This window comes from Cupriavidus campinensis (genome assembly GCF_905397395.1).
GTDB classification, from domain to species: domain Bacteria; phylum Pseudomonadota; class Gammaproteobacteria; order Burkholderiales; family Burkholderiaceae; genus Cupriavidus; species Cupriavidus campinensis.
Genome location: NZ_CAJPVH010000024.1, coordinates 58,638 through 77,913, shown reverse-complemented (window position 1 = coordinate 77,913; position 19,276 = coordinate 58,638). Strand labels below are relative to the sequence as shown.

The 19,276-nt window shown below is 68.0% G+C and carries 17 protein-coding genes; 13 read left to right on the top strand and 4 right to left on the bottom strand.

The genetic code is table 11. The annotated features are described in order from the left end of the window. Nucleotides 1-197 precede the first annotated feature (197 nt). Nucleotides 198-863, top strand: coding sequence for a TetR/AcrR family transcriptional regulator (locus tag KHO18_RS15420; RefSeq protein ID WP_144201227.1), 666 nt, complete (start codon nucleotides 198-200; stop codon nucleotides 861-863). Nucleotides 864-1,061: 198 nt separating this feature from the next. Beyond that, nucleotides 1,062-2,744, top strand: a complete 1,683-nt coding sequence (locus KHO18_RS15415; RefSeq protein WP_144201229.1) for a long-chain fatty acid--CoA ligase — start codon at nucleotides 1,062-1,064, stop codon at nucleotides 2,742-2,744. A 48-nt stretch (nucleotides 2,745-2,792) separates the two neighbouring features. Here KHO18_RS15415 and KHO18_RS15410 read toward each other — a convergent pair whose 3' ends face one another. The 4 genes from KHO18_RS15410 to KHO18_RS15395 form a co-directional block, all read right to left on the bottom strand. After that, nucleotides 2,793-3,272 carry a hypothetical protein gene (locus KHO18_RS15410; RefSeq protein WP_144201231.1) on the bottom strand — a complete coding sequence of 160 codons (480 nt, stop codon included), beginning with the start codon at nucleotides 3,270-3,272 and terminating at the stop codon, nucleotides 2,793-2,795. 6 nt (nucleotides 3,273-3,278) lie between these two features. Continuing rightward, nucleotides 3,279-3,791: a MarR family winged helix-turn-helix transcriptional regulator gene (locus KHO18_RS15405; protein WP_144201233.1), complete on the bottom strand. Its 513-nt coding sequence runs from the start codon at nucleotides 3,789-3,791 to the stop codon at nucleotides 3,279-3,281. Between the two features lie 106 nt (nucleotides 3,792-3,897). Continuing rightward, nucleotides 3,898-4,905, bottom strand: coding sequence for a tripartite tricarboxylate transporter substrate binding protein (locus KHO18_RS15400; RefSeq protein WP_144201235.1), 1,008 nt, complete (start codon nucleotides 4,903-4,905; stop codon nucleotides 3,898-3,900). 171 nt (nucleotides 4,906-5,076) lie between these two features. Then, entirely contained in the window at nucleotides 5,077-6,261 is a 1,185-nt protein-coding gene (locus KHO18_RS15395; protein ID WP_144201237.1) for a porin, read from the bottom strand. Between the two features lie 400 nt (nucleotides 6,262-6,661). Between KHO18_RS15395 and coq7 the strand changes: the two genes are divergently transcribed. The 11 genes from coq7 to murG all read left to right on the top strand — a co-directional run bounded on the left by coq7 (nucleotide 6,662) and on the right by murG (nucleotide 19,270). Then, a complete protein-coding gene (gene coq7 / locus KHO18_RS15390) occupies nucleotides 6,662-7,285 on the top strand; it encodes a 2-polyprenyl-3-methyl-6-methoxy-1,4-benzoquinone monooxygenase (RefSeq protein ID WP_211943472.1) in 624 nt (207 codons plus the stop codon). A 446-nt stretch (nucleotides 7,286-7,731) separates the two neighbouring features. Next, entirely contained in the window at nucleotides 7,732-8,160 is a 429-nt protein-coding gene (gene mraZ / locus KHO18_RS15385; RefSeq protein WP_144201239.1) for a division/cell wall cluster transcriptional repressor MraZ, read from the top strand. Nucleotides 8,161-8,167: 7 nt separating this feature from the next. Continuing rightward, nucleotides 8,168-9,148: a 16S rRNA (cytosine(1402)-N(4))-methyltransferase RsmH gene (gene rsmH / locus KHO18_RS15380; protein ID WP_144201241.1), complete on the top strand. Its 981-nt coding sequence runs from the start codon at nucleotides 8,168-8,170 to the stop codon at nucleotides 9,146-9,148. Beyond that, a complete protein-coding gene (ftsL, locus tag KHO18_RS15375) occupies nucleotides 9,145-9,477 on the top strand; it encodes a cell division protein FtsL (protein WP_144201243.1) in 333 nt (110 codons plus the stop codon). The genes rsmH and ftsL overlap by 4 nt, the downstream gene beginning before the upstream one ends. After that, on the top strand, nucleotides 9,474-11,291 hold the full coding sequence (locus tag KHO18_RS15370; protein WP_211943471.1) for a peptidoglycan D,D-transpeptidase FtsI family protein: 1,818 nt from the start codon (nucleotides 9,474-9,476) through the stop codon (nucleotides 11,289-11,291). Before ftsL ends, KHO18_RS15370 begins: the two co-directional genes overlap by 4 nt. Beyond that, nucleotides 11,288-12,835 carry a UDP-N-acetylmuramoyl-L-alanyl-D-glutamate--2,6-diaminopimelate ligase gene (locus tag KHO18_RS15365; RefSeq protein WP_144201466.1) on the top strand — a complete coding sequence of 516 codons (1,548 nt, stop codon included), beginning with the start codon at nucleotides 11,288-11,290 and terminating at the stop codon, nucleotides 12,833-12,835. Before KHO18_RS15370 ends, KHO18_RS15365 begins: the two co-directional genes overlap by 4 nt. Next, nucleotides 12,832-14,232 (top strand): UDP-N-acetylmuramoyl-tripeptide--D-alanyl-D-alanine ligase, encoded by a 1,401-nt coding sequence (locus tag KHO18_RS15360; RefSeq protein WP_211943470.1) that lies wholly within the window; start codon nucleotides 12,832-12,834, stop codon nucleotides 14,230-14,232. The genes KHO18_RS15365 and KHO18_RS15360 overlap by 4 nt, the downstream gene beginning before the upstream one ends. A 13-nt stretch (nucleotides 14,233-14,245) precedes the next feature. Continuing rightward, nucleotides 14,246-15,415, top strand: a complete 1,170-nt coding sequence (gene mraY / locus KHO18_RS15355; RefSeq protein WP_092298544.1) for a phospho-N-acetylmuramoyl-pentapeptide-transferase — start codon at nucleotides 14,246-14,248, stop codon at nucleotides 15,413-15,415. A 38-nt stretch (nucleotides 15,416-15,453) separates the two neighbouring features. Further along, complete coding sequence (gene murD, locus KHO18_RS15350) at nucleotides 15,454-16,965, top strand: UDP-N-acetylmuramoyl-L-alanine--D-glutamate ligase (RefSeq protein WP_144201249.1); 1,512 nt, start codon at nucleotides 15,454-15,456, stop codon at nucleotides 16,963-16,965. Then, nucleotides 16,962-18,203, top strand: coding sequence for a putative lipid II flippase FtsW (gene ftsW / locus KHO18_RS15345; protein ID WP_144201251.1), 1,242 nt, complete (start codon nucleotides 16,962-16,964; stop codon nucleotides 18,201-18,203). Before murD ends, ftsW begins: the two co-directional genes overlap by 4 nt. Next, a complete protein-coding gene (murG, locus tag KHO18_RS15340; protein ID WP_144201252.1) occupies nucleotides 18,200-19,270 on the top strand; it encodes an undecaprenyldiphospho-muramoylpentapeptide beta-N-acetylglucosaminyltransferase in 1,071 nt (356 codons plus the stop codon). Before ftsW ends, murG begins: the two co-directional genes overlap by 4 nt. Nucleotides 19,271-19,276: the final 6 nt, after the last annotated feature.

The following is a 19,276-nucleotide window of genomic DNA, read 5'->3' as shown; positions in this document are numbered from 1 at the left end:
GACGCCGCGCTGCGCCGGCTGGCGCCCCCGGCCACCGAGGTCACGCCGCCGCCGCAGCCTCCGCCGCCCAAGCCCCTGTCGGCACAATCCCCAGACAAGGGCGATACCGGGCGGTAGAACCCGCCGCCTTCCCGCCCAATCCGTCAAGCCGCGTGTTTCCCGATGGTGGAGCGCGCGCCGCATGAGAAAATTGCCCTATGCCACCCCCCTCCAGGAAAACCGGCGCCGTGCCGCGCGCCGATGAAGCCGCCACGCTGGCCGACGACGGTCCGGCGCGCTCGCACGTTGCCGAGCGCCAGGAAGCGCGCCGCCGCCAGATCCTGGATGCCGCCGCCCAGCTCTTCTACACCAAGGGCTACCCCGGCATGACCATGAACGACCTGTGCCGGGCGCTCGGGGTGACCAAGCCGGCGGTCTATTACTACTTCGCTGACAAGTACGAGATCTTCGACATCCTGTGCCGCGAGTCGGCCCAGACCTGCCTGCCGGTGATCCGCGAGACAGCCGACCCGGCACTGCCCGTGCGCGAGCGCCTGCACGCCTGCCTGCTGGAGATGGCGCGGCGCTGCGTGCGCTGCCACGTGGCGGCGGCGCTGAGTTTCCGCGACAACCAGTACCTGAAGCCGGACACCGTGGCGTGGCTCAACACCATGGCGCGCGATTTCTACCGCGACCTCTACGGCCTGCTCGAGGAAGGGCGCGCCACCGGCGTGTTCGCGTTCGGGGATGCCCGCGTGACCGCGCATTCCATGGGCGGCGTGATCGGCTTCATGTACACCTGGCACGAGCCCGGGCGCATGGACGAGGAAACCCTCGCCCAGGAGCTGGCGTCAAACATGATGAAGCTGGTGCTGCCGAGCTGAGGGCGAGCCGAAGCCAGCAGCGTCGCTGGGTGACAGGGCGCTAGGGGTATTCCCTCGCGGCTCGCGCCGAGTGGCGCATAATTCACGATTTCACGATTCCGGTGGGTGGAGGACTTCGTCTAACGTGTTGTCTGGCGGGGCGTGCACGTTTAGCATTCCCAAAAAATCGAACGATCATTCAGAAATTCAGGAGACGGTATGGAAAAGCTGTGGCTGAAACATTATCCGGCGGGCGTACCGGCAGAGATCGACGCCAGTCAGTTCCGTTCGCTGGCCCAGTTGCTCGAGGAATCGTTCCGTACCTACGCCGACCGCCGCGCCTTCATCTGCATGGACCGCGCCATTACCTATGGCGAGCTGGACCAGCTGTCCAGGCACTTCGCGGCCTGGCTCCAGTCGCGCGGCCTGCGCCCCGGCGCGCGCGTGGCCATCATGATGCCGAACGTGCTCCAGTACCCGGTGGTGCTGGCCGCCGTGCTGCGCGCCGGCTACGTGGTGGTCAACGTCAACCCGCTCTACACGCCGCGTGAACTGGAACACCAGTTGAAGGACAGCGGCGCCGAGGCCATCGTCATCCTCGAGAACTTTGCCGCCACGCTCCAGGCCGTGCTGCCGGCCACGCCGGTGAAGCACGTGGTGGTGGCCAGCATGGGCGACATGCTCGGCACCGTGAAGGGCGCCGTGGTCAATTTCGTCGTGCGCAACGTCAAGAAGATGGTGCCGGCGTGGGAGCTGCCGCACTGCGTGCGCTTCAACGACGTGCTGGCCGAGGGCGCCAACATGACGCTGAAGCCGGTGGACACCGGCCCGGACGACATCGCCTTCCTGCAATACACGGGCGGCACCACGGGGATCTCGAAGGGCGCCACGCTGCTGCACCGGAACATTGTGTCGAACGTGTTGCAATCCGAAGCCTGGATGCAGCCGGCGCTGGCCAAGGGCGCACCGATCGACCAGGTCATCACGATCACCGCGCTGCCGCTGTATCACATCTTCGCGCTGACGGTCTGCTGCCTGCTGGGCATGCGCAGCGGCGGGCTGAGCATCCTGATTCCGAACCCGCGCGACATCCCGGGCTTCGTCAAGGAACTCCAGAAGTACAAGTTCAACATGTTCCCGGCAGTGAACACGCTCTACAACGCGCTGCTGAACCATCCGGACATCGGCAAGGTCGATTTCTCGGGCCTGCGCGTGGCCAACGGTGGCGGCATGGCGGTGCAGGAGGCGGTGGCCAAGAACTGGCTGGCCAAGACCGGCTGCCCGGTCATCGAGGGCTACGGGCTGTCCGAGACCTCGCCGTCGGCCACCTGCAACCCCACGGACACGGACATCTTCTCGGGCACCATCGGCCTGCCGCTGCCTTCCACCGAGGTGTCGATCCGCGACGACGACGGCAACGAACTGCCGCTCGGCCAGCCGGGCGAGATCTGCCTGCGTGGCCCGCAGGTGATGGCCGGCTACTGGAATCGCCCGGACGAGACGGCCAAGGTCATGACGCCGGACGGCTTCTTCAAGACCGGCGACATCGGCATCATGGACGAGCGCGGCTACACCAAGATCGTCGATCGCAAGAAGGACATGATCCTGGTGTCGGGCTTCAATGTGTATCCGAACGAGGTCGAAGGCGTGGTCGCGGAGTGCCCGGGCGTGCTGGAAGTGGCTGCTGTCGGGGTGCCGGACCAGCATTCGGGCGAGGTGGTGAAGCTGTTCGTGGTGAAGAAGGACCCGGCGCTGTCCGAGGCCGATGTCATCGCGTTCTGCAAGGAACGGCTCACCGGCTACAAGCGGCCGAAGTACGTCGAGTTCCGCACCGAGCTGCCCAAGACCAACGTCGGCAAGATCCTGCGTCGCGAACTGCGCGACAGCCGCAAGGCGGCGTAATCCGCTGCATAAGCCGCTGCGTCATCCGCTTCCATCAGCCGGGTGCCCTCAGCACTCGTTCGAGGGCGCGATCAGCGGCTGGGGCGCGCCGTCCGGATAGATCACGCGGGCGCAGGCGCCCGGCTCCAGGCCGGCCAGCGCCGGCGCGTTGACGTTCACCACAGTGCCGTCCGCGGCCTGCACCTTGTACAGGAACAGGTCGATCTGCTGCGGCGGCCGGCGGTTGAACAGCTGCGTCAGGTCGATCGAAAATCCCAGTCCCACGGCGCCGCCGCCGTGCCCGCCTCCGCCGCCGACACCGGCGGCTCCCACGCCCACGCCATAGCCGGGGTAGCCGCCCCCATCGGGCACCTCCACACGGGTCAGGTACGTCCTCTCGATCACGCGGCCCAGCTTGATCGTGGCGTTTATGGGCGTCACCTGCGGCGCCACCTGCGGGGCGGCTGGTGACGTCGGGGCGCAGCCGGACAAGGCTGCCGCCACGGCGGCCGTGGCAAGGGTCAGGATCGGGCGGAACAGGGTTTTCATGGCATCTCAGCCGGTAAGGCTGGTCTTGAGCCGGCCCAGCAGGCGGAACAGCGCGCGGCGGTCCGTCTCGGCCAGTCCGGAAAACAGTTGTTCCACCCAGGCCTCGTGCGCGCGGGCCATGCGCGAGAACGCTTCGCGGCCGGCAGGGGTCAGGCGGATCAGGTAGGCGCGGCGGTCCGTGGGCAGCGCCTCGCGCGTGACCAGGCCCTCCTGCTGGAGCTGGTCGGTGATGCCGGTGACGTTGCCGCCGGTCACCATCATCCGGCGGGACAACTCGCCCATCTTGAGGCCCTCGGGGTGGCGGTCGAGCTGGGACATCAGGTCGAAGCGCGGCAGCGTGACCGCGAACTCCTGGCGCAGCCGCGAGCGGATGTCGCCCTCCACGAGGTTGGTGCAGGTCAGCAGGCGCAGCCAGAGGCGCAAGGCCTCGTGGCTGGTCTCGCCGACGCGGGTCTCGAGATCTACCGGCGCAAGGTCGGCACTCGGGGGCGCCGCGTGGGCTGTGGGCGAAGTGGGCATTGCGATACCAGGACAGGCAAAACGTTTGATGCCTCAAGTATATGCGCTGGGCTGGTGCAATGCCCCGGGGATCGGCGCCCTTAGTTGGCGCCCTCAGTTGACGTCCTTAATCGACCTTGGCGCCCGAGTCCTTCACCACCTTCGCCCATTTGGTCGTTTCGGCCCGGATGAACGCGGCGAACTGCTCGGGCGTGTTGCCGACCGGATCGGCGCCCTGGGCCAGCATGCGCTCCCGCACGGCCGGCGTGGCCAGGCTCTTGGCCACTTCCTGCTGGATGCGGTGGACGATGTCGCCTGGCGTGCCAGCCGGCGCCAGCAGGCCGAACCACGAGCTGGCCTCGAAGTTCGGCAGCTTGGCGGCCGCCGCCACGGTCGGCAGGTCAGGCAGGGCCGGCGACGGCTTGGCGCTGGTCACGGCCAGTGCCTTGAGCTTGCCGCTCTTGATCAGTTGCATCGACGAGGGCAGGTTGTCGAACATCAACTGCATGGTGCCGCCGGACAGGTCGGTGAGCGCCGGGCCGCTGCCACGGTACGGGAAGTGGACCATGAAGGTCTTGGTCTGGGTCTTGAACAGCTCGCCGGCCAGGTGGATGGACGTGCCGTTGCCGCTCGAGGCCATGTTCAGCTTGCCCGGATTGGCGCGCGCGTAGGCGATCAGGTCATTCACGCTGTTGATCTTGTTCTGCTGCGCGAAGGCCGGGTTCACCACCAGCACGTTCGGCACCGACGCCACCTCGGTGATCGGCACGAAATCCTTGATCGGATCGAACGGCAGCTTGGCGTAGAGCGACTGGTTGATGCCGTGCGTGCCGACGGTGCCCATCAGCAGGGTGTAGCCGTCCGGGGCGGATTTGGCGACGATGTCCGTGCCGATATTGCCGCCCGCGCCGGGTTTGTTGTCGACCACCACGTTCCAGCCTGGCAGCTTGGACAGTTCGGCGGCCACGGCCCGCGCGAGGATGTCGGTGGTGCCGCCGGCCGGGAAGGGCACCACGAGGCGGATCGGCTTGTTCGGGTACGGATCGGCGGCAAACGCGGTGGACGCGGGCAGGGCGAGGGAAGCCAGGGCGGCGGACAGCAGCAGCGCAAGGGCGCGCCGGCGGGGGTGGTGCATGAGGGGTCTCCTGTTGGCGGCCGGCTGTCTGGTCTTCCGGTCTCGGGGCCATTCTAGTCTTGCCAGCACCACTTCGCGGATGAGGTGAAGCCCTTACCGGTCATGCCACGCCATGCCACGGAAACGAAAAAAGGCGCCCGCAGGCGCCTTTCCTCCCCAAACTGCCTCAGGTCAGAACTTGTGGCGGACACCGAGTGCCACGCCGATCTGGCTGTTCTTGCCCTGTTGCATGAAGTAGCCGTTGGCGAAGCTCACGGCCGAGGTGTCGAAGTTCAGGCCCGAGTTCTTGGCGTAGCCGGCCGTCAGGTAGACGTCGGTGCGCTTCGAGAAGTTGTAGTCGGCGATGAAGCTGACCTGCCACGGGTTGGCCGGGTTGTCGGCGACGAAGGCGTTGGAGGCGCGCAGCGTCTTCAGGTCGTCATAGAAGTACGCCAGCGTCAGGCCCAGCGGGGCGGTGACCTGGTAGTTCAGGCCGGCCCAGTAGTAGTTGTCGCGCTGGAGCGTGTTGCCGCCGTTGTCCTCGATCAGGCCGTAGCGGTAGCCCAGCATCGCCTTGAACGGGCCGAACGTGTAGCTGCCGGCCGTGCCGATCTTGCGCGACTTGCCCGCCGAGCCGATCGTGGTGGCGGGACGCCATTCGTCGTAGGCCACCGTCAGGCCGAATGGGCCGGACAGGTACAGCAGGCCGGCGCCGCCGCCCGCGTTGTTGTTGAAGTTGCCGGCGGCTTCGCCAGCCCCCGCGTTGGCCAGCGGCACGGGGCCGATGGCGGCCACGCCGGTGCCGAAGCTCCAGTGCGCCTCGGCCGTGACCGGGCCGAACACGGCGGTGTACTTGACCGTGTTGTCCGAACGGAAGTTGGTACCCAGCTGGGCCACCACCGGTTCGTAGAGCGTGGCGTAGCCGGTCGGCGAGAAGTTCGCGAACATATCGAACATCGTCGTGTACTGGCGACCGAAGGTCAGGCGGCCGAGCTTGTCGCTCTGCATGCCCACGTAAGCCTGACGACCGAACAGGCGGCCGCCTTGCTGCGAGCGGCCATCGTCGAGGCCAAAACCGGATTCCAGCACGAACAGCGCCTTCAGGCCGCCACCCAGGTCTTCGGTGCCGCGCAGGCCCCAACGCGAGCCGGACAGGCCGCCGCCGGTCTGCAGGCCGACGCGGCTGCCGCCACCGGCCAGCGAAGGCGGGCGGCCATTCGGGCCCCACGTCGCCGGATTGGTGTTGAAGCCCGGTGCCAGGTGGTTGTTATATTCGATCGGCACGTCCACGACGCCGTACAGCGTCACGCTCGTCTGGGCGTTTGCCGCGCTGGCAAACGCGCCCATCGCGGCAAGCGCGATTAGCGACTTTTTCATGCTGGGTTATCTCCACTTAAGAATTATTAGATGAAGCGCCGAAGAACCTCCTGAGCCCTCTCTCCACTCTTCTGCGCTTAACTTCCATGGAAGCTGTCGGTCACTCTAGCAAAAGCGCGCATTTTGTTGACCCTGAGGTAAACGTCTTGTCTTGTTTTCACAACTCAGGGTTTCTGGGTACGGAAAACCAGTCCCGGCGTAGCGTTGCGGGCTGCTCGCGGCTTGCCGCCGGGGGCGTGCGGACGGGTGCCGGGTACAATGCGGGGAAATCCCGAGGCGCTGCCGGCCCCGGTCTCCCCCATTGGTGGGGGATCGGATCGGGGGCATGAAATGCCGCTCAAACGGGTGCTTGAAGCTTGACGCATCACTGATTGACCGAAATCGACACGACATCGCAGACATGGATACGCTGATCCGAGAATTCGACGTGGCGCTGCGCGCCATCGCGGGCGCGACCCGGGCCGGCCGGCCGAACCCGGCTGACCGCCTCGCGCCGGAGACGGACGAACTGAGCGCGGAGGCGCGCCGGCATGTGGCCGGGCTGATGCGTATCAACCATGTCGGCGAGGTCTGCGCCCAGGCCCTGTACCAGGCGCAGAAGATCACGGCGCGCACCGCGCCGGTGCGGGCGCAGATGGATGCCGCCGCGCGCGAGGAGGAAGACCACCTCGCCTGGTGCGCCGAGCGCCTGCGCGAACTCGGCTCGCGTCCGAGCCTGCTGAACCCGGTCTGGTACGCGGGCGCGTTCGCCATCGGCTTCCTGGCCGGTCGCGCCGGTGACCGCGTGAGCCTGGGCTTCGTCGCCGAGACCGAGCGCCAGGTCGAGCATCACCTGACCGGCCACCTCGACCAACTGCCGCCCGCCGATGGCCGCAGCCGCGCCATCCTCGAACAGATGCGCGACGACGAGATCCGCCACGGCGACGCCGCGCGCGATGCCGGCGGCCTGCCGCTGCCCGCCCCGGTACGCGCGCTGATGCGTGCCGCCTCGCGCGTGATGACCACTACCGCCTATCGCATCTGAATCCCGGCGGCCGACCTGATCGGCTGCCCGCCCGGCCTGTGGAAAAGTCCCGTGAGCCCTTGTGCAATCGGGGCTCGCGGCAAAACGTTGTATCCTTCGCGACAGCGCGGAACGGAATTCGCCCAGCGTTGTCGGCAGTCCCTCCCTCGGCAGTTCTCAGGTGGTTTCTCTGCTTTGCTCCCTAAGATCTTCATTTCATTAAGGATTCACTTTCGTGGTGCGTGAAGTCAACGCGCTAAGTCTTTGTTCTGATTCAAAAAACCCCGTTTTTCGCCCGATGGCGAGCCTTGACCCGCTATACCGCTTCCTCTAAAGTGGGAAATAGTGTGAGGAAGTGTATTTTTGTGTGATCAACCGGCCCGCGTCTGCGATGATTCGAACAGACCGGACAGGGTGGTTCGACCTGCCGCACGGCGCGTAAGCCGTCGGCAATCGGGGGGCATAGCTTGTTTCAGGGAGCATCGGCGCTGTCGCTCGATGCCAAGGGTCGGATGTCAATTCCGGCCAGGCACCGCGAAGCGCTGCAACAGCAGGCCGAAGGCCGGGTGACGCTGACCAAGCACCCGGATGGATGCCTGTTGCTCTTTCCCCGCCCCGAGTGGGAGACCTTCCGTAGCCGTATCGCGGCACTGCCGATGGATGCGCACTGGTGGAAGCGGATCTTCCTGGGCAACGCCGCCGACGTGGAAATGGATGGCGCGGGCCGTGTGCTGATTGCACCGGAACTGCGCAGTGCCGCCATGCTCGACAAGGAAGTCATGCTGCTCGGTATGGGCAGCCATTTCGAAGTCTGGGACGCCGCCACCTACGCCGCCAAGGAACAGCAGGCGATGGCACAAGGCATGCCGGACGCATTGAAGAATTTCTCTTTCTGAAGAGGTCATGAGCCCTACCGGAACGCCGGGGTCCACCACCCTGCGCCATCGCACCGTGTTGCTGGACGAGGCCGTCGAGGCGCTCGTCTGGCGGCCCGACGGCGCCTACGTGGACGGCACGTTCGGCAGGGGCGGGCACAGCCGGGCGATTCTGGCCCGGCTGGGGCCAGCCGGCACCCTCGTCGCGTTCGACAAGGATCCGGCAGCAATCGCAGAAGCGGGCACCATCGGGGATGCCCGCTTCTCCATTGAGCACGCGAGCTTTGGCGACATGGCCGGGCGGCTGGCCGGCCGTGGTCCGCTGGCGGGCGTGCTGCTCGACCTGGGAATCAGCTCGCCCCAGATCGACGAGGCGGCGAGGGGGTTTTCCTTTCGTTTCGAGGGCCCGCTGGACATGCGCATGGACACCACGCGCGGCATGACTGCCGCCGAGTGGCTTGCACAGGCGGACGAGCAAGACATTGCCAGGGTGATACGAGACTATGGGGAAGAACGGTTTGCTGTACAGATTGCAAAGGCGATTGTTGCTCGCCGGAGCGAACCCGGCGATGGCGGAGCACTCGCCACTACTTCAGACCTTGCCGCGCTCGTGGCGAAAGCCGTCAAAACACGCGAGAAGGGTCAGGACCCTGCGACCCGCACCTTTCAAGCTCTACGGATTCACATCAATCAAGAGCTTGCGGACCTCGAGGCCGGGCTGAAGGCGGCTTACGAGCTGTTGCAGGTGGGGGGCCGCCTCGTGGTGATCAGTTTCCATTCGCTCGAGGACCGCATCGTCAAGCGGTTCATGCAGGCGCACGCGCGTCCGCAGCAGGACGCCGACCCCGCGCTGCGCCGCGCGCCCCTGCGTGCGGCCGACCTGCCGCAGCCCACGCTCAAGCTGCTGGGCCGCTTCAAGCCCGGCGCCGATGAGGTGGCCGAGAACCCCCGCGCCCGCTCCGCCGTGATGCGCGTGGCCGAAAAGCTGCCGGAGGCCCGCCCGGCATGAATCGCCTGACCTTCTTCCTCCTTGCCGCCCTCCTGCTCTGCGCGCTGTCCCTGGTCAGCGCGCAGCACCAGGCGCGCACGCTGTTCGTGGCGCTGGAGCGCGCGCAGTCCGAGGAGAAGCAGCTAGATATCGACTGGTCGCGCCTGCAGTACCAGCAGAGCGCGCTCGGCAAGAGCGCGCGCATTGCCGATGCCGCGCGCACCCAGCTCAGGATGGCGCCGGCGCTGGCCGGCCGTACCCAGTACCTGCAGGGCGTGGTGCTGCCCAACACGCCGCCTGATGCGGAAAAGCCGGCCGAAAAACCCGCCGCCGGGGGAGCCGCCAAATGAGCATGGCCCGCCCCTCGCTGAACCGCGCCCGCACTGGCCGCCAGGCGGCTGGGGGCGCCGCGCGCCCGCGCACCGGCCAGTTCTCCGCCAGCCCGGTGCTGGGCCTGCGCCTGCCGATGTGGCGCTCCAAGCTGGTCGTGTTCCTGATGTTCGCCGCGTTCCTGGCGCTGGCCGCCCGCGCGCTGTGGATCCAGGGCCCCGGCAACCAGTTCTATGAGGCCGAGGGCAAGAAGCGCTTCCAGCGCACGCTCGAGCTGCCCGCCACGCGCGGCAAGATCCTGGACCGCAACGGGCTGGTGCTGGCCACCAGCCTGCCGGTCAAGGCGATCTGGGCCGTGCCCGAGGACGTCTCTAGCGACATCGAGCCGCAGCGCATCCGCCAGCTGGCGAAGCTGCTGGAGATGTCCGAGAAGGAACTCAAGGCCAAGCTTTCCGAAGACAAGAGCTTCGTCTACCTGAAGCGGCAGGTGCTGCCTGACGCCGCCGACAAGATCGCCGCGCTCAAGATCGAGGGCGTGCACCAGACGCGCGAATACAAGCGGTTCTACCCGGAAGGCGAGGCGATGGCGCACATCGTCGGCTTCACCAATGTCGAGGACAAGGGCCAGGAAGGCGTGGAACTGGCGCGCGAAAGCGTGCTGGCCGGCCGCTCGGGCGCGCGCCAGGTCATCAAGGACCGGCTCGGCCGGGTGGTGGAGGACGTCGGCATCCTGAAGACCCCGCGCGACGGCGAGGACATGCAGCTGTCCATCGACGCCAAGATCCAGTACCTGGCCTACAACGAGGTCAAGGCCGTGGCCGAGCGCAGCAAGGCGAAGGCGGCCAGCGCCGTGGTGCTCGACGCCCAGACCGGCGAGGTGCTGGCGCTGGCCAACTGGCCTACCTACAACCCGAACGACCGCACGCGCCTCTCCGGCGAGCAACTGCGCAACCGGGTGCTGACCGATACCTTCGAGCCCGGCTCGATGATGAAGCCGATCTCGATCGGGCTGGCGCTGCAGCTGGGCCGCGTCACGCCGTCCACGGTGGTGGCCACCACGGGCAAGTACCAGTTCGAGGGCGCCACGATCAGCGACACCCACAACTACGGCGCGCTGACGGTGTCGGGCGTGATCCAGAAGTCGAGCAACATCGGCACGACCAAGATCGCGATGCTGATGAAGCCGCAGGAAATGTGGGATATGTATACCAGCCTCGGCCTGGGGCAGGCGCCGAAGATCGGCTTCCCGGGCGCCGTGGCCGGCCGCGTGCGGCCCTGGAAGAGCTGGCGCCCGATCGAACAGGCGACGATGTCGTACGGCTACGGCCTGTCGGTGTCACTGTTCCAGGTAGCACACGCCTACACGATCTTCGCCCATGACGGCGAGCTGATCCCGGTGTCGATCTTCAAGACCAACGGCCCGGCCACCGGCGAGCGCATCCTCAAGCCGCAGGTGGCGCGCGATGTGCGCGGCATGCTGGAAACCGTGACCGCGCCGGGCGGCACCGCGCCCGAGGCCCAGGTGATGGGCTACCGCGTGGGCGGCAAGACCGGTACGGCGTACAAGCACGTGGGACGCGGCTACGACCGCAGCAAGTACCGCGCGTCGTTCATCGGCCTGGCGCCGATGTCCAACCCGCGCGTGATCGTGGCGGTCAGCGTGGACGAGCCGACCGTCGGCAGCCACTACGGCGGCGCGGTGGCCGGCCCGGTCTTCGCGGCGATCACCGGCGGGGCGCTGCGGGCGCTGAACGTGCAGCCCGATTCGCCGATCCGCCAGTTGATGGTGACGGACAAGGTGCAGGAGAGCGAACCATGGGCCGCGACGCCATGACGGCCAAGCCGCTGCTCCCCCTCGAAGTGTCCGTCCAGGCCAGCAACGCGCTGGCCTGGCTGCGTACGCACGCACCGGTCACGGCCCGGCTCACCGGCGATACGCGCCGCCTGCAGCCCGGCGATGTGTTCTTCGCCTACGTGCTCGGTAACGATCGGCTGGCCACGGACGGCCGGCCCCATATCGACAAGGCCATCGCCGCTGGCGCCTCGGCCATCGTCCATGAAGCCGATGGCTACGCCTGGACGCATGGCGATGCCGTGCCGCACCTGGCGGTCTCCCAACTGCACGAACTGGCCGGCCCGATTGCCGCCGGCTGGCATGGCGTGGCCGCACGCGGCCTGACCGTGACCGGCATCACCGGGACCAACGGCAAGACCTCGTGCGCGCAATGGCTGGCCCGCCTGCTCCAGGCCACCGGCACGCGCTGCGCCACCATCGGTACGCTCGGCACCGGCTTCCCCGATGCCCTGCAGGCCACCGGCTTCACCACGCCGGACGCCGTCCAGCTTCAGGCCAGCCTGGCCGACCTCCACGATGCCGGCGCGCGCGCCATCGCCATGGAAGTGTCGTCGCACGGCCTGGAACAGGGCCGCGTGGCCGGCACCGGGTTTGCCGTGGCCGTGCTGACCAACCTGACGCAGGACCACCTGGACTACCACGGCACCATGGCCGAGTACGAGGCGGCCAAGGCGCGCCTGTTCCAGTGGGATGGCCTGCGCGCCGCCGTGATCAACCGCGATGACGCCATGGGCCGCCGTCTGCTGGCCGGCAACGCCGCCGCCGTGACCGCGCCGCAGGTGATCGAATATGGGATCGACGGCGCCGCCGGCGCCTCCGCCGCCCGCGGCCAGTGGCTGCGCGCCTCCGGGGTGCGCGCCACGGCCAGCGGCACCGCCTTCCACCTCGACGGCAGCTTCGGCAGCGCCGACGTGACCACGCCGATGATCGGCAAATTCAACGTCAGCAACCTGCTGGCCGTGCTCGGCGCCGCGCTGGCGCAGGGCGTGGCGTGGGATGCTGCGCTCGCCGCGCTGCGCACCCTGACGCCGGTGGACGGCCGCATGGAACTGTTTGGCGGGCAGGACGCCCCGCTGGCGGTGGTCGACTATGCCCACACGCCGGACGCCCTCGCGCAGACGCTGGCCGCGCTGCGCCCGGTGGCCGAGGCCCGTCAGGGCCGGCTCTGGTGCGTGTTCGGCTGCGGCGGTGACCGCGACGCCACCAAGCGCCCGCTGATGGGCGGCGTGGCCGAGCGCCTTGCCGACGACATCATCCTGACCAGCGACAACCCGCGCAGCGAAGATCCGCGCGACATCCTCGAGGCCATCGCCGACGGCATGCAGGACCGTGCCCGCGCCCGGCTGGTCGAGGATCGCGCCGCCGCCATCCTCTATGCCATCAAGCACGCGGCCACGGCCGACGTGGTGCTGGTGGCCGGCAAGGGCCATGAGGCCACGCAGGAGATCCAGGGCAAGAAGCGCCCGTTCTCCGACCGCGAGCACGTGCGCCTGACGCTGGGCACCCGGGGGGTGTCGGCATGAACCAGACCACGATGACCAATTTGCAGCAAGCCGCCGGCTGGATGGCCGGCGCCCGTGTGGTGGGTGATGCCTCGCGCACGTTCACGCGCGTGCACACCGACAGCCGTACCGTCGAGCCCGGCGACCTGTTTGTCGCGCTCCAGGGCGAACGCTTCGACGCCCATGATTTCCTGGCCGATGTGATCGCGCGCGGCGCGGCTGCCGTGCTGGTGAGCCGCGAGACCGGCCTCGACGTGCCGGCCATCGTCGTACCGGACACGCGCATCGGCCTGGGCGAACTGGGCGCCGGCTGGCGCCGCCAGTTCACGCTGCCCACCGTGGCCGTGACCGGCAGCAACGGCAAGACCACGGTCAAGGAAATGATCGCGGCGATCTTCGCCGCCGCCGTGGGCGAGTCAGACCGGCTGGCCACGGGGGGCAACCTGAACAACGATATCGGCCTGCCGCTGACGGTGCTGCGCCTGCGCGCGCACCACAAGCTGGCGGTGCTGGAACTCGGCATGAACCATCCGGGCGAGACGGTCTACCTGGCCGGCATCGCCCAGCCGACCGTGGCCGTGATCACCAACGCCCAGCGCGAGCACCAGGAATTCATGGTCAGCGTGGAGGCGGTGGCGCACGAGCACGCCAGCGCGCTGGCCGCGCTGCCGGCCGATGGCGTGGCGGTGTTCCCGCTGGATGCCGAGAGCGGCGGCGCGCATGCACAGATCTGGCGCCAGGCAGCGGCCGGACGGCGGGTGATGGCTTTCGGGACCGATCCGTCGGCCGACGTGCGTGCCACGGTGTCGCTCGATGACGGCGTGCAGGTGCTCCACGTGACCGCGCCCGGCCAGACTTTCGACCTGCGCCTGCAGCTGCTGGGCGCTCACAACGTGCGCAACGCGCTGGCCGCCACGGCCTGCGCGCTGGCGGCGGGCGTGGACGTGGCCGCCATCCAGGCTGGCATCGCCGGCTTCACGGCCGTGAAGGGCCGGCTGCAGGTCAGGCACACGGCGGGCGGCACGGTCCTGATCGACGACACCTACAACGCGAACCCGGATTCCATGCGCGCCGCCATCGACGTGCTGGCCGGGTTTGCCGCGCCGCGCCTGCTGGTGCTGGGCGACATGGGCGAGGTCGGCAACCAGGGCCCGGCGTTCCATGCCGAGATTGGCGACTACGCGCGCACGCGCGGCATCGAGGCGCTCTGGGCCACGGGCCAGCTGGCGACGCACGCGGTGCAGGCCTACGGGCCGGCGGGCCGCCATTTCGACAAGGCGGACGACCTGGCGCAGGCGCTGAGCGAAGACAAGGAGGGCACGGTAGCCGGGGCATCGGCCGTGCTGGTGAAGGGATCGCGCTTCATGCGCATGGAACGGATGGTCGATGCGCTGGTCGCAACACCTTCCGCTCACTAACTGAAGACACACGATGTTATTGGCTCTGGCCCAGTGGCTGCAAAACGATTACAGCTTCCTGCGGGTCGTCAACTACCTGACTTTCCGCGCGGTGGCGGCCAACCTCACCGCGCTGGTGATCGGCCTCGGCTTCGGGCCGTGGGTGATCCGTCGCCTGACCGAGCTGAAGATCGGCCAGGCCGTGCGCACGATCGGCCCGCAGACCCACCTCGTGAAGTCGGGCACGCCGACCATGGGCGGGGTGCTGGTGCTGCTCTCGATCGGCATCTCCACGCTGCTCTGGTGTGACTGGGGCAACCGCTTCATCTGGGTGGTGCTGCTGGTGACGGTGGGCTACGGCGCCATCGGCTGGGTCGATGACTACCGCAAGGTGGTGTATCGCGACCCGCGCGGCATGTCGAGCCGCGAGAAGTTCTTCTGGCAGACGCTGATCGGGCTGGTGGCGGCGGTCTATCTGGCGTTCTCGGTGTCCGAGGCCAGCAACGTGCGCGTATGGAGCCTGTTCCTGAGCTGGATCGAGGGCGGCATGTGGGCCGATGTGCCGTACAAGACCAACCTGATCGTGCCCTTCTTCAAGGAAGTCAGCTACCCGCTGGGCGTGATGGGCTTCATCGTGCTGACCTATCTCGTGATCGTCGGCTCGAGCAACGCCGTGAACCTGACCGATGGCCTGGACGGCTTGGTGATCATGCCGGTGGTGCTGGTGGGCGGTGGCCTGGGCGTGTTTGCCTATGTGATGGGTAACACGGTCTACAGCAAGTACCTGCTGTTCCCGCACATCCCGGGCGCGGGCGAGCTGCTGATCTTCTGCTCGGCGATGGCCGGGGCGGGGCTGGCGTTCCTCTGGTTCAACGCGCATCCGGCCAAGGTGTTCATGGGCGACGTGGGCGCGCTGGCGCTGGGCGGCGCGCTCGGCACCATCGCCGTGATCGTGCGGCAGGAAATCGTGCTGTTCGTGATGGGCGGCATCTTCGTGGTGGAAACGGTGTCGGTGATGCTCCAGGTGACCTGGTTCAAGTTCACCAAGCGCCGCTACGGCGAGGGCCGGCGGCTGTTCCGCATGGCGCCGCTGCACCACCATTTCGAGCTGAGCGGCTGGAAGGAAACGCAGGTCACCGTGCGGTTCTGGATCATCACGATGCTGCTGGTGCTGATCGGGCTGTCGACGCTGAAGCTGCGTTGACCGGATCCACTCTCTAATTAGTAAGGCGGGAAATCGAAGTGTTTGGCGTGTTGCAGAAACCTCATGTGCTGGTACTGGGCCTCGGCGAGTCGGGGCTGGCCATGTCACGCTGGTGCGGCCTGAACGGCTGCCGCGTGCGCGTGGCCGACACCCGCGAGGCGCCCGCCAATCTCGCCTTCCTGCAGGCGGAACTGACCACGGCCGAGTTCGTGGGCGGGCCGTTTTCCGAGTCCTTGCTCGACGGCATCGGCCTGGTGGCGATTAGCCCGGGACTGTCGCCGCTGGAATCGGGCACGAAGGCCGTACTCGATGCCGCCGCCGCGCGCGGCATCCCGGTCTGGGGCGAGATCGAACTGTTCGCCCAGGCGCTTGGCTATCTGGAAAGCACGTCCGGCTACGCGCCGCGCGTGCTGGCCATCACCGGCACGAACGGCAAGACCACCACCACGGCGCTGGCCGGGCGGCTGGTCGAGCGCGCCGGCAAGACCGTGGCCGTGGCCGGCAATATCAGCCCGTCCGCGCTGGACAAGCTGTCGGCCTGCATCGCCAGCGCCACGCTGCCGGACGTCTGGGTGCTCGAACTGTCGAGCTTCCAGCTGGAAACCACCCACACGCTGGCGCCGCACGCGGCCACCGTGCTCAATGTCTCGCAGGACCACCTCGACTGGCACGGCAGCATGCAAGCCTATGCCGCCGCCAAGGCGCGCATCTTCGGGCCGGCCGACAAGGCCTGCGTGCAGGTGCTGAACCGCAATGATGCCGCGACGATGGCGATGGTGCGCACCAGTGCGCCGCTCGTCACCTTTGGCACCGATCTGCCCGAGACGGCCGGCAGCTACGGCGTGCTGCGCGAAGGCGGCATGCCCTGGCTGGTGCTGGCCGAGCCGGACACCGAGGCGGATGCCGAGCCGAAGCCGCGCCGCCGCAAGGGCGCGCAGGTCGCCGAGGAAGCCGTGCCGGTGCGCCACAAGCGCCTGATGCCGGCCGACGCGCTGCACATCCGCGGCATGCACAACGCCACCAACGCCATGGCGGCGCTGGCCCTGTGCCGCGCCATCGACCTGCCGATGAACGCGCTGCTGCACGGCCTGCGCGAGTATCGCGGCGAGCCGCACCGCGTGGAGTGGGTGGCGACGATCGACGAGGTCGAGTATTTCGACGACAGCAAGGGCACCAACGTGGGTGCCACGGTGGCCGCGCTGTCCGGGCTGGACAAGCGCGTGGTCCTGATCGCCGGCGGCGAAGGCAAGGGTCAGGACTTCTCGCCGCTGGCGGCGCCGGTGGCGCAGTACGCGCGGGCCGTGGTGCTGATCGGCAAGGACGCCGCCGAGCTGCGCGCCGCGCTGGCTGACACCGGCACGCAGCTGGTGGACGCCGCCACGCTCGAGGAAGCGGTCGAGAAATCGTCCCATCTGGCCGAGACCGGCGACGTGGTGCTGCTCTCGCCCGCGTGCGCCAGCCTCGACATGTTCCGCAACTATGTGCATCGCGCCGAAGTGTTCCGTGGCGCGGTGGAAGAACTGGCCCTGTCCCGGGGGATCCTGCCATGAGCGATACGCAGGTCAAGCGCAGCGGTTTCATCGGCGCCACCATCGGCAACGCCTGGGGCGGGCTGCGCGACGCCGTGTCCGGCGTCAAGCCCACGCGCTCCCGGATGATGGAGTACGACCAGCCGCTGCTCTGGGTGGCCATCGTGCTGCTGACGCTCGGCCTGGTGATGGTCTATTCGGCATCCATTGCGCTGCCGGACTCGCCGCGCTACGCCAACTACCGCGAGAGCCACTTCCTGGTGCGCCACGCGTTCGCGCTGTTCATCGGGCTGTCGGCGGGGCTGGTGGCCTTCCAGATTCCGGTCAAGGTCTGGGATAAATACGCGCCCAAGCTGTTCATCATCGCGCTGGTGCTGCTGGTGCTCGTGCTGGTGCCGTTCGTCGGCAAGGGCGTGAACGGCGCGCGGCGCTGGATTCCGCTCGGCGTGATGAACTTCCAGCCGTCGGAGTTGATGAAGCTGGCCGTGGTGCTGTACGCGGCCAACTACACCGTGCGCAAGCAGGAATGGATGCAGACCGTGTCCAAGGGCTTCCTGCCGATGGGCGTGGCCGTGGTCCTGGTGGGCATGCTGCTGCTGCTCGAGCCGGACATGGGCGCGTTCCTGGTGATCGCCGCCGTGGCGATGGGCATCCTGTTCCTCGGCGGCATCAACGGCAAGCTGTTCGCCGGGCTGGTCGGCGTGGCCATCGGCGCGTTCGCGCTGCTGATCACGGCCTCGCCATGGCGTCGCGAGCGGATTTTTGCCTATCTGAGCCCGTGGGAAGAGAGCAACGCGCTGGGCAAGGCGTACCAGCTCACGCACTCGCTGATCGCGTTCGGCCGGGGCGAGTGGACCGGGGTGGGCCTGGGCGGCAGCATCGAGAAGCTGCACTACCTGCCCGAAGCGCATACCGACTTCATCCTGGCCGTGATTGGCGAGGAACTCGGCTTTGTCGGCGTGCTGGTGATGATCGTGCTGTTCTACTGGCTCGTGCGCCGCGCCTTCGACATCGGCCGCACGGCGCTCCAGCTCGACCGCACCTTCGCCGGGCTGGTCGCCAAGGGCATCGGCGTGTGGATCGGCTGGCAGACCTTCATCAACATGGGGGTGAACCTGGGCCTGCTGCCAACCAAGGGGCTGACGCTGCCGCTGGTCAGCTATGGCGGCTCGGGCATCCTGATGAACTGCATCGGGCTGGCGATTGTGCTGCGGATCGACTACGAGAACCGGGTCTTGATGCGTGGGGGCAAGGTATGAGCGATCCGCGCACGCTGCTCGTGATGGCTGGCGGCACCGGGGGCCACGTGTTCCCGGGGCTGGCGGTCGCGCATGCACTGCGCGACGCCGGCTGGCGCGTGGTCTGGCTCGGCAACCGTACCGGCATGGAAGCCACGCTGGTGCCGAAGCACGACATCCCGATGGAATTCATCCAGTTCGGCGGGCTGCGCGGCAAGGGGCTGGTCACCAAGCTGCTGCTGCCGCTGAACCTGCTGCGCGCGTTCTGGCAGAGCATCGGCGCGCTGCGCCGGGTGCGCCCGGACGTGGTGCTGGGCATGGGCGGCTACATCACCTTCCCGGCCGGCATGATGGCGTCGCTGCTGGGCCGCCCGCTGGTGCTGCACGAGCAGAACTCGATTGCCGGCCTGACCAACAAGGTGCTGGCCAAGGTGGCCGACCGGGTGCTCTGCGCGTTCCCGGACGCGCTGCCGAACAGCGAATGGACCGGCAACCCGGTGCGCGAGGAGCTGGCGAGCCTGCCGGCGCCCGAGGCGCGCTACGACCATCGCACCGGCCCGCTGCGGGTGCTGGTGGTGGGCGGCAGCCTGGGCGCGGCGGCGCTGAACGACGTGGTGCCGAAGGCCATCGCGCTGCTGCCCGAGGGCCAGCGCCCGGTGGTGCGGCATCAGGCCGGTGCCAAGCAGATCGACACGCTGCGCGCCAACTACGCCGCAGCCGGCGTGGCGGGCGACACCGTGCCGTTCATCGACGACATGGCGGCGGCCTATGCCGACGCCGACCTGGTCATCTGCCGCGCAGGCGCGATGACGGTTTCCGAAGTGGCCGCCGCCGGTGTGGCGGCCCTGTTCGTGCCGTTTCCGCACGCGGTGGACGACCACCAGACCACCAACGCGAAGTTCCTGTCGAAGCAGGGCGCCGCATTGCTGGTGCAACAGAACGCATTGACCGCGGAGGGGCTGGCGCAGACGCTGGCCAGCCTGTCGCGGTCACAACTGAAAGACATGGCGCGCCTGGCGCGCGGCCTGGCCAAACCTGAGGCAACTCGGCGTGTCGCCGAGATTTGCCAAGAGATGGCGGGCCACTGACATATA